Below are 12,448 nucleotides of genomic sequence, written 5' to 3' on the forward strand. Positions count from 1 at the left end.
AGTATTCAATTTTATTTCATATTCAAATCTCCAAAAGATTGATAGTTTCCAAACGAATAGATATCTTTAATCTGTTCCTATGGAAAATACCCAAAACATTAAGCTCTATAAACAATCTGAAAAGTTGGACCAATCCATCTACTTTGGCATTTCCCGAATGGAAGATATCCATGAAAAACATAAGGGAAAAGCAGATGATCCCCATAGACATGACTATTATACCGTTCTTTTAGTGAAAAGGGCTGACGGCAAGCATATTATTGATTTTAAAGAACATCCCCTAAAACAAAATCAGGTATTTTTTATAGCTCCAGGACAGGTACATCAGGTAATTGAAAAGAATAAATCTTATGGTTTTTCCATTGTTTTTTCAATGCAATTTTTAATAGAAAACAACATTTCTATTCAATTTATTGAGGATTTAAACCTATTTAACTTCTATGGAAATTACCCTCCCCTATCTCTTTCCAAGGAAGAATTGGAGAAACTAACCCATTTCTCTGAAGAAATGATTCAATTGTATAAATCATCTAACGTAAAATTCAGTACTCAAGCAATTGGCTCTTATCTTAAATTGTTTTTTATACATTGTAATAATCTATGTTCCTTAAGTTCTAATGAAATTAAACATAATTCTCCTGCCCATACCATTCTTAAGAAGTTCAAGAATTTACTAAATGATAAGCACCAAGAATGGCATGGCACAGCACAGTATGCAAATGCATTGAACATTACATCTGATCATTTAAACCGCACAATTAAATCTCTAGTGGGCAATACGGCAAAGGAAATGATACAATCTCGAATTATTATTGCAGCCAAAAGACTCATTTATTTTACCGATCTCTCTTCTAAAGAAATTGGGTATCAATTGGGGTTTTCGGAACCTGCCAATTTTAGTGCATTTTTTAAGAATTGTACCGGAGTCTCCCCATCCGATTTTAAAAAAACAAGTAATATCGCCTTTTCATAAGTTCTTCCCGTTTTTTCATATTCTCTTCCTGTAATTGTATCCGGACCTTTGTTCTATCTAAAGGAAAGATATGAAAACAGTATTTCACAAATCAGAAACCAGAGGGCACGCCAACCACGGTTGGTTGAATTCCCACCATACATTCAGTTTTGGTGGCTACCAAAATCCTGAAAGAATACATTTTGGCGCATTAAGGGTACTTAATGATGATGAAGTATCCGAAGGAAAGGGATTTGGGACCCACCCACATGACAATATGGAAATTATTTCCATTCCCCTAGTGGGCGACTTACAGCATATGGACAGTATGGGCAACTCCACTGTAATTAAAGAAGGTGATGTCCAGGTAATGAGTGCTGGAACAGGAATTCAACACAGTGAGTACAATAAGAACAAAGATAAACCTGTAAAGTTTCTTCAGATATGGGTATTCCCCAATCAAAGAGATGTTACCCCTAGATATGATCAAATTTCATTAAGGGAAGTAGAAAAAAGGAATAGCTTTTATCAAATCCTATCTCCAAATAAAGATGACCAAGGTGTATGGATACACCAGGACGCTTGGTTCCATTTAGGATCTTTTGATATGGGAACAGAAGACACCTACACACTCAAGAAAAACCAAAATGGGATTTATGTTTTTGTATTAGAGGGTACAGTAGAAATAAATGGTCAAAAACTGGATAAAAGAGATGGCTATGGTATTTGGGATACTGAGCAATTTAACTTTAAGTCAATTACTAACAGTAAGGTACTTTTAATGGAAGTACCAATGAATTTTTAACTAATAATTTAAAATAAAGAAAATGAGCAAAACAAAATGGGTAATAGACCCAACACATTCAGAAGTAACATTTAAGGTTAAACACATGATGATTTCTTCAGTAAGTGGCCATTTTACAAAGTACAATGGCAGTGTAGAAACTAATGGGTCCGACTTTAAAGATTCTACAATAAAAGTTGAAATTGATGTAGATTCCATAAGCACAAAAAATGAGGATAGGGACAACCATCTAAAATCTGATGATTTTTTCAATGCAGAATCATTTCCAACTATTTCCTTTTCATCCAAAAGTTTTAATGGAAGTAAACTCGTTGGTGATTTAACAATTAGGGATGTAACCAAGGAAATAACCCTAAATGTAGATTTCAATGGTATTGCTACGGATCCATATGGTCAAACAAAAGCTGGCATGGAGGTGACTGGTGAAATCAACAGAAAAGACTATGGGTTAAGTTGGAGCGCAGTCACTGAGGCTGGTAACGTAGTTGTATCTGATAAAGTAAAATTAATAGTGGAGGCTCAGTTTATAAAACAGTAGCATAAACTTTTAGTGGCAAACTAGTAGGGTCGGGAGTTAAAACACTCGGCCCTTTTTTATGGATGAATTTTTTTTAAGGAAAATGGCAATGAAAGCATATTAAGGGTTGGTACTTCATTAAATTGCAATACCAAAACTTTTGAGTCTTTTTGATTTATTGTAAAATCAAAGTCGTCATTACCAGTATAGTCGGACAGCTTTTTCTTCCGTTTTTTATTTGTAAAAATATCAATGGTAAAACCTACTGTTGTTCCGCCCAAAACAGTAGCCAGTAAATCCTCATTACTCCAACCTCCATATTGGCTATTATCAATACTTTCCTTTGCCACACCAATTAACAAACTACCGCCAATAGCCCCAGCAAATGTCCAATACCTATCTCCATCAGAAATTTGTTTGGCTATTCCGGCACCCGCCAATCCATACAATGTTCCACCTACAAAGTGGAGTGCTTTATCCCTTTCCACTTGGGCTTGTACATTAGCTGCAAGGGATAACAAAATCAATAAAACGGTTACCTTTTTCACTTCGCTGTAAAAGTATAAAAAGGAAACTCTTTTACAAGAGAAGAACAAAGTTTAATCTAAAAATAGTGCTAATTGCTGTTAGTTTCTTCTTAGAAAAGAAGGTTTTGCGTATTTTTAAAAGGTTCTTAAACAAACAACTAAAAAACCTTCCATGACTTTACCAACAAGACTATTGTGTTTAACATCCTCAATTTGTGCCCTAACATTTTTCTACTCGTGCAAAGCACAAGACAAATCTATCATCGCCGAAGGTGCAGAATTAACTCTGGTTGCCTCGGATTATAAATTTACTGAAGGACCGGCGGTTGATAAAGAGGGAAATGTATTTTTTACCGACCAACCCAATAATAGAATCCTAAAATGGTCTTTAGATGGAAACATTTCTGTCTATATGGAGAATGCAGGTAGGGCAAATGGGCTCTATTTTGATCATAAAGGAAATCTTTTGGCGTGTGCAGATGAAAAAAATGAGCTATGGCAAATTAATTCAGATAAAAGTATAACGGTTCTGGTTGATGATTTTGAGGGAAAAAAATTGAATGGCCCAAATGATCTTTGGGTGGACCCAAAGGGTGGAATATATTTTACAGACCCTTACTACCAAAGAGATTATTGGTCTAGAACCAAGCCAGAACTTGAAAAACAACAAGTGTACTACCTAGCTCCTGGAAAAAGTGAACTCATTGTGGTTGTAAATGATTTGGTACAGCCCAATGGAATTATAGGCAGCAAAGATGGTAAAACACTATATGTGGCCGATATAGGAGACAAAAAAACATATTCATACACTATCAACGAAGAAGGCATCCTATCCAATAAAACACTTTTTACTGAAATGGGTTCGGATGGAATTACTCTAGACAATCAAGGCAATTTATATCTCACAGGAAAGGGAGTAACAGTCTTTAATAAAAGTGGGGTGCAAATTGCCCATATTCCCATCGACCAAGGTTGGACGGCCAATGTGACTTTTGGTGGCAAAAATCAAAAAACCCTTTTCATTACGGCCTTGAATTCTTTGTACACTTTGGAAATGAATGTTAAGGGGGTGAGATAGACCATAAAATATAGGCTCAGACATAAATGTCATATAAATGCCGTAGACAAACCGCTATCAAAAAGCCTTCGCCCTATGTACATTTATACTTAAAATAATGCTTTATGGGGGGAATAGGACAAAAATTAAAAGAAATACGCAGACGTAAAGGGTTTTCCCAAGAAGAGCTTGCCGACAATGCAAAAGTAAATCTTAGGACAATTCAACGCATAGAAAATAATGAAAGTGAACCAAGGGGCACAACTCTAAATTTAATTTGTGAAGCCTTGGATATTCTTCCAGATGATATTTATGACTATGGTAAAGTAGAAGATAAGGGATATCATCTATTATTACACCTGTCAGTACTTTCGTATGGCTTTATTCCCTTGGGAAATATTTTAATTCCCTTGGCTCTTTGGGTTTCTAAAAAAGAAAAAATAATTGAAGTAAATTCCTTGGGAGCCAATATTCTAAATTTTCAAATACTATGGACTTCCATAGTCTTCATCTTTTTCGTAATGGTTATCCTTACCCAAAATCCATTTGTCCTTTTCTTATTGGGACTTATGATACTGATCAACTTTTTATTCCCCATAGCATTGAGTATTGCTGCGTACAAAGGAAGAGATTCTTATTATCCAAATCTTATTAAGTTTGTATCATAAAGACACCACTCTATTTACAGATAATGGTTGGGACATGTAACAAACCAACCATAAGGTCGTCTTAAACTAGTAACAATCAATCAAAATGAAATCAATCAAAAAAACTGGAAGACTTGCGGGGCTTCTTTATTTCATAGTAGTCATCACAGGAATTTTTGCCCTACTTTATGTTCCTTCCAAAATCATTGTATGGGACAATCCAACTACAACCTATTCAAATCTATTGGTACATGAAAGCCTTTTTAGACTTGGTATTGTAGTGAGTTTAGTTTGCTACCTATTCTTCCTTTTTGTGCCCCTGGCACTTTACAGACTATTTGCACCGGTAAATAAAACAATGGCAACATTAATGGTTGCTTTGGCCGTTTCTGGTGTTCCCATTGCTTTTCTTAATATGGCCAATTATTATGAAATAGTATCCCTAATAGGTAATCCAGAATATCTTGAAATTTTTGGTAAGACACAAATTCAAAACCAAATACTACTAAAACTAAATTCCCATAGCAATGGTTATTTAATAGCCCAGGTATTTTGGGGACTTTGGTTATTCCCATTGGGTTACTTAATTTTTAAATCTGGTCTAATACCCAAAGTTTTGGGTGTTTTTTTAATGATTGGCAGTATAATGTACTTCTTGGATTTTGTTTTAAAAACCATGCTACCAAACTATAATGATTTAACTATTTCATCTTACATACTTATACCGGCCAGCATAGGGGAAATTGGAACTTGTTTATGGCTTTTGATAATGGGAGCAAGAGATAGGTAACCATCCTTGCCATTTAAAAATTTTTTCATATTTAATATTTGGATTTTAGCAATCACTTTTCAGTTAAATACCTTAATATATAATAAGTTATGATTACCTCTATTGATATAAGATTAGGTAAGTAAAAGACAAAACACTTTAAAAAATTTTGGTAACTTTCATTTATAAAACCAACACATATGAAAAGCCACTTAATTTTCCTCATAGCACTCCTATTTATTTACCAGATTAACGCACAAGAAACACTTATAGGTTTCACCCCTGAAAATACCCAAAAACAAATAACCTTAGAAACTAAATTCGATGCCCAACTTTCAGCCGATAATTTGGAAGAATGGATGAAACTTATGTCTGCCAGACCCCACTATGTTGGAACAGAATTTGGGGAAGAAAATGCAAAGTGGATAGCCAATCAATTTAAATCGTGGGGATACGATACCCGAATCGACACCTACCATGTGCTTTTTCCCTATCCCAAAATACGATCTTTGGAGCTCACTTCCCCCACACAATACACCACAAAATTAACTGCCGTTCCCGTTGAAGGAGACCCCTATACCGGGCAAGGTGATGAGCTTTTACCTAGTTACAATGCTTTTTCCATTGATGGCGACGTAGAAGCGGAGTTAGTTTTTGTCAACTATGGTATTCCAAAGGATTATGAGGAACTAGAAAAATTGGGTATTGATGTAAAAGGAAAAATAGTAATTGCCAAGTACGCTGGATCATGGCGAGGAATAAAACCTAAATTAGCAGCTGAAAAAGGAGCCATTGGTTGTATTATTTATTCCGATCCAAAAGATGATGGTTATGTTCGTGGGGATGTATATCCAAAAGGAGCTTTTAAAAATAAAACAGGTGTACAAAGAGGTTCGGTCATGGATATGCCAACCTATCCCGGAGATGTGCTCACTCCAGGTTATGGTGCAACTAAAAATGCCAAAAGACTAGAAATAGAAGACGCTCCCACCATTACCAAAATTCCAGTTTTACCAATCTCTTATGAAGATGCACAGCCCCTATTGGCCGCCTTGGATGGTGCTGTGGCACCAACTTCATGGAAAGGGGGACTTCCCATTACATATCATATTGGTCCCGGACCTGCAAAAGTGCACTTAAAACTGGAATTTGACTGGCAGTTAAAACCTGCCCATAATGTAATTGCAACTATGAAGGGAATAGAGTTTCCAGACCAGTGGATAATGCGTGGCAACCATCATGACGCATGGGTACACGGCGCCGCTGATCCAGTAAGTGGAATGGTTGCCCTAATGGAAGAGGCCCGAGCCGTTGGAGAATTGGCCAAAGCAGGAAATAAACCTAAAAGAACTTTGGTCTATTGCGCATGGGATGCAGAAGAACCAGGACTTATTGGTTCTACTGAGTGGGTAGAAGATCATAAACAAGAATTGCAAAAGAAGGTTGTGGCCTATATAAATACGGATGGCAACGGCAGAGGTTTTTTAGGGGCCGGAGGTTCCCACTCCTTGCAAGCCATGGTAGGTGAAGTGGCACAATCCGTAACAGACCCACAAAAAGGAGTATCTGTACATGATAGAAGAATGGCCGTTAATCTAATCAGGGGCGGCACAGACAAGTTTGAATTATATGCTCTTGGTTCTGGATCTGATTATACACCATTTATTCAACATGCAGGAATAGCCGCCCTTAATTTGGGATTTGGGGGAGAAAATGCAGGTGGTGAATACCACACCATTTATGATACATATAGTCACTATAAGCGTTTCAAAGACCCAGAGTTTGCATATGGTGTTACACTGGCAAAAACCGCAGGACGTATTGTCCTTCGTATGGCCAATGCAGATGTTCTGCCCTTTGAGTTTAAACAATGGCATTCTACTATTGCCATGTACCTAGATCAGGTAATCAAAAGCTGTGAGACCATGAGGGCAGATGTAGAAAAACATAATAAACTACTGGATAAAAATGCTTTTGAATTGGCTGCTGACCCATCCAAGCCTTTTGTACAGCCCCAAAGAAAGGCAAGAATTCCACATCTGAATTTTACTCCCCTAATGAACACTTTGGATGTATTAAAAATGACAGTTGAAGAATTTTCATCCAAAGACTTTACCAAACTTTCTAAAAATCAATTGGTAGAATTGAACAAAATGCTCATGAAGTCAGAACATATTTTGACCAACGAAACTGGACTTCCAAGAAGGTCATGGTACAAACACCAAATATATGCTCCAGGTTTTTATACAGGTTATGGTGTTAAAACATTACCTGGTGTGAGAGAGGCTATTGAGCAAGAAAACTGGGAAGAAGCCCAAGAACAAATTATGTTATTGTCTGGAACTCTAAAAAACTTGGATCAACACATTAAAAACATGTCTGCTTTATGAATTTTAAAAAAGCTAAAACCTCTATAGGTTATTTTTTTATGAGTGTATTTGCCATTTTTATTGGCCTATACCCTATAGCTTTTATGTTTATCCCCGAAGACCAATCTCTTTTGTCTTCAAAACCAGAATATCTACTTCAGGAAAATTGGTATTTAATTGCATTTTATACACATATCTTTTTGGGGGGATTATCACTCTTGGTAGGTTTTTCTCAATTCTTTAAGAAACTAAGAAAAAAACGTCTTGGATTACACAAACTGTTAGGGAAAATCTATGTTTATGCAGTACTTTTAAGTGGTGTCTCTGGATTGGTCATTGCCTTTTTTGCCTCTGGAGGTATCATTTCAGCGTTCGGTTTTGGTGCCCTTGCAATTTTGTGGCTTTATACTACTGCAATGGCTTATTTAACTATTAAACAAAAGAATATAGATGCCCATCAACGTTGGATGATTAAAAGTTATGCACTCTGTTTTGCTGCCGTAACACTTCGCGTATATTTACCCATATTTCTGGCAGGTTTTAAAATGGAATTTATATTTGCCTACAGAATTATAGCCTGGCTGTGTTGGGTTCCCAATCTTTTGGTTGCTGAATTTCTTATTGTCCGTCCATTAAAAACCACACACTTATAGTAAGATGAAAAGAAGAAAATTCTTTCTTTTAACTGCTACAGGAGCTGCCATAATAGCAATCCCAAGTTGGTATTATTTTCATAAAAAAAAAAACCGGGACAATACGTTATTATCCAACCCAGATATGCTTGCCCAAATATGGGATGAAGAAACCCTTCTAAATATTGGCAAAAAATACTATGAGGAAAATCCAGAAGAACGCAGCGAAAAAAAACTATTAAAAACCCTATCTAAAAACATCTCTTCATTTAAACCTAACTTAAATGAAGTCATTCAAGAAGATTATAAATCGGGAAGAATCATCATAGTAGATGGTTGGTTTATATCGGTTACCGAAGCCTGTCAATGTGCTCTGTATTATTTAAAACAAACTAAATCCTAGTTATGCATATTGATGCCAGACAACTTAATAATAATTCCCTAATTGAAGGTGATATATGTATTATTGGGGCTGGAGCGGCAGGAATAAGTATTGCTTTGGATTGGATGGATACACCATATAAGGTTATTCTTCTAGAAGGTGGCGGATTTGAATATGATGATAAAGTCCAAGAGCTTTATGCGGGTAAAACCACGGGGCAAAAATATTACCCTCTTAAATCCAGTCGGCTACATTATTTTGGGGGAACAACAGGCCATTGGGCAGGAATGTGCTCTCCTTTTGATGATGTGGATTTCAAAAAAAGGGATTGGGTGGGAGATAGTGGTTGGCCCATTACAAAAAAAGATTTAGATCCTTTTTATGCTAAGGCCCATAAACCCTTACAACTGGGTCCCTATAACTACGAGTATGAGTATTGGAACAAAGAGCTTCCCAACCTAAATCCCTTTCCATTGGATGAACAGGTGGTATGGAACAAAATGTGGCAATATAGTCAGGCTCGTTTTGGTAAATTATACAACAAAACAATTATCAACTCCAAAAACGTCCATCTATATACCTATGCCAATGTAATGGATATATTGACCAATGAAAGCGGAACGCAGGTTAATGAAGTTACCATAAAAAACCATCAAGGAAAAACGCATAAGGTCAGGGCCACCCATTTTATAATGGCCTGTGGCGCTACTCAAAATGCCCGACTTTTACTCGCTTCAAACTCACAAGCACCAAAAGGATTGGGCAATGACCATGATTTAGTAGGTCGTTATTTTATGGAGCATTTGGAAATAGCTTCAGCGGAATTATGGTTATTTAAACGATTTCCTACAGATTTATATAGATGGCACTATGGCAAAACAAAGTCCAGTGCAGAATTGGCCTTGACCGAAGAAATTCAAAAAGAAAAAAGAATTTTGAACGGAACTGTTTCCCTAAGTCGTTTATCTCTTGCCAAAAACCTTAAACCTAAAATTGAAACATGGCAAGATGATGACCCAAGAAAAAGTAGGGAAAAACTCAATGAGAGCTACGATGACGCAGGTGAAGCTTCAAAAAATGAAACAGGAAACATTAGAAAAGCCTTTCAACTCAATACTCGTATTGAACAAGCTCCAAACCCTAATTCCCGTGTTACACTTGGAAAGGAAAAAGATGCACTTGGGATGCCCAAAACCCAATTACATTGGGAATTAACGGCATTGGATAAAAGAAGTATTAGAACAATCTACCAGATTTTAGGGCAACAGGTGGGTATAGCTGGGATTGGTCGCATTAAATTACATGAATTTTTAAGAGACCCAGAAGATGATACTTTTTCAGATAGCACCAACGCAGGATGGCACCATATGGGTACCACCAGAATGAGCAATAATCCAAAGGAAGGAGTAGTAGACTCCAACTGCAAAGTACATGGGATAGGCAATTTATTTGTTGCAGGCTCGGCCTGCTTCACCACCTCCGGAGCTCCAAATCCAACACTCACCCTAGTGGCACTGTCCTTACGATTGTCCCAACATATAAAAGATATAATTAACAATGCTTAGAGTATTAAATTATTCTCTATCTTGTTATACTCCAATATTTTAACAATGCCTATATATTTCTACTTACTGAAATTATAACCAAACTAAAAAACACTCATAATGACAAAACAATCAAGAAGAAAATTTATCTACGCCATTTTAAGCGGTGTAGGAATTCTTGCATTAGTAGCATGGATTTTTAGAAGACCTATTATTATGAAAACACTGTATGCTGCAGATTTTGACTCTAATTTGCTTTCTCATGCGCCATCGGATATGGACGCTGCCTGTATTTTAACCTCTGAACAAACTGAAGGTCCTTTTTTTTATCCTTCGCCCGAGCGTAGTGATATTACCGAAGACAAACAAGGCAAACCTTTTAATTTACGTCTTCAGATAATAAGACAACCGGATTGCACTCCATTGGCTAATGCTGTAGTAGATATTTGGCATTGTGATGCCGAAGGTGTTTATAGTGGGTATCCAGAAGAAATTACCCACGATGTATGGAAAGGTTATTTGTTTGAAGAAAGACATGGAAAAATAGTGAATGGAAGATTTCATGTAGACCCAATCAATGACGCTAGTTTTCTTCGTGGAAGGCAAAAAACAAATGAAGATGGATGGGTTTCATTCAACACCATTTTTCCTGGTTGGTATGATGGTAGAGTACCACACATTCATGCAAAAATATATATTGATGAAGTTGAACAATTAACCACTCAATTTTATTTTGAAAACGAAACTTGTGATACCATCTATACTACACACGAGCCATACATTAAGTATGGAAAAGCGTCTACAAAGTTTAAAGATGATATTGCCTTAGATATGTATGATGAAGCTAACGGACTAGTATTAACTACAAAAGGTCCTTTAAATGATAATAGTGCCTTAGTTGCAACTGCAAAAATTGGAATAAAGCAAGCCTAAAAAATGAAAACCAAACTAATACTTGTACTTATGGCAATACCTTTTGCCCTCCCCGCCCAACAAAAAACAATTGGAAAACTTGTAGCAGAAGACTCCAAATTCTATGAACTTATTGATAAAAATGCCAAAATTGAAGTTTTGGCGGAAGGCTTTACTTGGTCAGAAGGTCCCATTTGGAGTAAAGAAGGGGAATTTCTTCTTTTTTCAGATGTCCCCGAAAACACCATTTTTAAATGGAAAAAAGACGAAGGGTTGACCACTTTCTTAAAACCATCAGGTTATACAGGCATCTTGCCTTATAGTTCAGAACCGGGAAGTAACGGGCTTACTATAAACATTGATGGGGAATTAGTCGCTTGCGAGCATGGGGACCGTAGGGTCACCCGTATGCCAATTAATGGCGGGGGAGGTAAATTTCCGGTTGCAGATACATGGCAAGGAAAGCGCTTTAATAGTCCCAATGATGTGGTGCAAGCGACAAACGGCATCTATTATTTTACGGATCCACCTTATGGATTGCCAGATAGGGAAAATGCCTCTACAAGAGAAATTGACCTGTTTGGGGTTTACAAAGTGGATACTTCTGGAAATGTAGATATTGCCATTCAGAATCTAACCCGGCCCAATGGCGTTGCCCTCTCTCCTGATGAAAGTATATTATATGTGGCTCAATCCGATCCAGATGCGGCATATATAATGTCATATAACATTTTGCCAAACGGAGAATTGGATAAAGGGAAACTACTTTTTGATGCCACTTCTATGGTAAAAGCAGGATTAAAAGGCTTGCCAGATGGCCTTAAAACCGACAAAAACGGAAACATTTTCACTACAGGGCCTGGAGGTATATTGATCTTAACGCCAGAAGGCAACTTATTGGGCAGAATAGATACAGGTGAGGCCACTGCTAATTTAAATTGGGGCAATGATGGCTCTGTACTTTATATCACTGCAGATATGTATTTGGCCCGAATACAAACAAAAACCAAAGGAAAAGGTTTTTAATACATATATGAAAGCAAAAAATCATATGGGAGCGGGTATTGCAATAGGTACTGGTGTCGGTGCCGCTATTGGAGTAGCAATGGGCAATTTGGCTATTGGAATAGCTATTGGCATAGCCCTAGGGATTGCCATTGGTAGTTCAAAAAAGAAGAATACTCCTGAAGAAAAATAATATCTCGGCAAAACTGTCGGTTCGCACATGAAATAGGCACGAACTTACGATTGTTACTTTAAAATCTTGCCATTAGCTTTCTTGTGTCTCCTCAAGCGGAGTCGACAGGTCTCCATGTGATTTCTATGCTGCTATTT

The 12,448-nt window shown here is 36.9% G+C and carries 14 protein-coding genes; 13 read left to right on the plus strand and 1 reads right to left on the minus strand.

The window, feature by feature from the left end:
- Nucleotides 1–79 precede the first annotated feature (79 nt).
- The 3 genes from GGR42_RS04700 to GGR42_RS04710 all read left to right on the plus strand — a co-directional run bounded on the left by GGR42_RS04700 (nt 80) and on the right by GGR42_RS04710 (nt 2,295).
- Entirely contained in the window at nt 80–973 is an 894-nt protein-coding gene (locus GGR42_RS04700) for a helix-turn-helix domain-containing protein (RefSeq protein ID WP_167961341.1), read from the plus strand.
- 70 nt (nt 974–1,043) lie between these two features.
- On the plus strand, nt 1,044–1,757 hold the full coding sequence (locus tag GGR42_RS04705) for a pirin family protein (protein WP_167961343.1): 714 nt from the start codon (nt 1,044–1,046) through the stop codon (nt 1,755–1,757).
- Between the two features lie 22 nt (nt 1,758–1,779).
- Complete coding sequence (locus tag GGR42_RS04710) at nt 1,780–2,295, plus strand: YceI family protein (protein ID WP_167961345.1); 516 nt, start codon at nt 1,780–1,782, stop codon at nt 2,293–2,295.
- Nucleotides 2,296–2,351: 56 nt separating this feature from the next.
- Here the strand turns inward: GGR42_RS04710 and GGR42_RS04715 are convergent, their stop codons facing one another.
- Nucleotides 2,352–2,822: a hypothetical protein gene (locus tag GGR42_RS04715; protein WP_209023923.1), complete on the minus strand. Its 471-nt coding sequence runs from the start codon at nt 2,820–2,822 to the stop codon at nt 2,352–2,354.
- A 151-nt stretch (nt 2,823–2,973) separates the two neighbouring features.
- On the opposite strand from GGR42_RS04715, the gene GGR42_RS04720 reads away from it, so the two are divergent.
- The 10 genes from GGR42_RS04720 to GGR42_RS04765 all read left to right on the plus strand — a co-directional run bounded on the left by GGR42_RS04720 (nt 2,974) and on the right by GGR42_RS04765 (nt 12,311).
- The gene (locus tag GGR42_RS04720) at nt 2,974–3,879 is read left to right on the plus strand and encodes an SMP-30/gluconolactonase/LRE family protein (RefSeq protein ID WP_167961347.1); all 906 of its coding nucleotides are present in this window, start codon (nt 2,974–2,976) and stop codon (nt 3,877–3,879) included.
- Nucleotides 3,880–3,983: 104 nt separating this feature from the next.
- Nucleotides 3,984–4,526, plus strand: coding sequence for a helix-turn-helix domain-containing protein (locus GGR42_RS04725; protein WP_167961349.1), 543 nt, complete (start codon nt 3,984–3,986; stop codon nt 4,524–4,526).
- Between the two features lie 85 nt (nt 4,527–4,611).
- On the plus strand, nt 4,612–5,295 hold the full coding sequence (locus tag GGR42_RS04730; RefSeq protein ID WP_167961351.1) for a DUF4386 domain-containing protein: 684 nt from the start codon (nt 4,612–4,614) through the stop codon (nt 5,293–5,295).
- 179 nt (nt 5,296–5,474) lie between these two features.
- Nucleotides 5,475–7,664: a M28 family metallopeptidase gene (locus tag GGR42_RS04735; protein ID WP_167961353.1), complete on the plus strand. Its 2,190-nt coding sequence runs from the start codon at nt 5,475–5,477 to the stop codon at nt 7,662–7,664.
- The gene (locus GGR42_RS04740; RefSeq protein ID WP_245201392.1) at nt 7,661–8,296 is read left to right on the plus strand and encodes a DUF2306 domain-containing protein; all 636 of its coding nucleotides are present in this window, start codon (nt 7,661–7,663) and stop codon (nt 8,294–8,296) included. The genes GGR42_RS04735 and GGR42_RS04740 overlap by 4 nt, the downstream gene beginning before the upstream one ends.
- A gap of 4 nt (nt 8,297–8,300) precedes the next feature.
- Nucleotides 8,301–8,678, plus strand: coding sequence for a hypothetical protein (locus GGR42_RS04745; protein WP_167961355.1), 378 nt, complete (start codon nt 8,301–8,303; stop codon nt 8,676–8,678).
- A gap of 2 nt (nt 8,679–8,680) precedes the next feature.
- Nucleotides 8,681–10,222: an FAD-dependent oxidoreductase gene (locus tag GGR42_RS04750; protein WP_167961357.1), complete on the plus strand. Its 1,542-nt coding sequence runs from the start codon at nt 8,681–8,683 to the stop codon at nt 10,220–10,222.
- Nucleotides 10,223–10,321: 99 nt separating this feature from the next.
- Nucleotides 10,322–11,134 carry a dioxygenase family protein gene (locus tag GGR42_RS04755; protein ID WP_167961359.1) on the plus strand — a complete coding sequence of 271 codons (813 nt, stop codon included), beginning with the start codon at nt 10,322–10,324 and terminating at the stop codon, nt 11,132–11,134.
- A gap of 3 nt (nt 11,135–11,137) precedes the next feature.
- Complete coding sequence (locus GGR42_RS04760; RefSeq protein WP_167961361.1) at nt 11,138–12,139, plus strand: SMP-30/gluconolactonase/LRE family protein; 1,002 nt, start codon at nt 11,138–11,140, stop codon at nt 12,137–12,139.
- Nucleotides 12,140–12,146: 7 nt separating this feature from the next.
- A complete protein-coding gene (locus tag GGR42_RS04765) occupies nt 12,147–12,311 on the plus strand; it encodes a hypothetical protein (RefSeq protein WP_167961363.1) in 165 nt (54 codons plus the stop codon).
- Nucleotides 12,312–12,448 lie beyond the last annotated feature (137 nt).

It is taken from the genome of Saonia flava (assembly GCF_011927795.1).
GTDB classification, from domain to species: Bacteria; Bacteroidota; Bacteroidia; order Flavobacteriales; family Flavobacteriaceae; genus Saonia; species Saonia flava.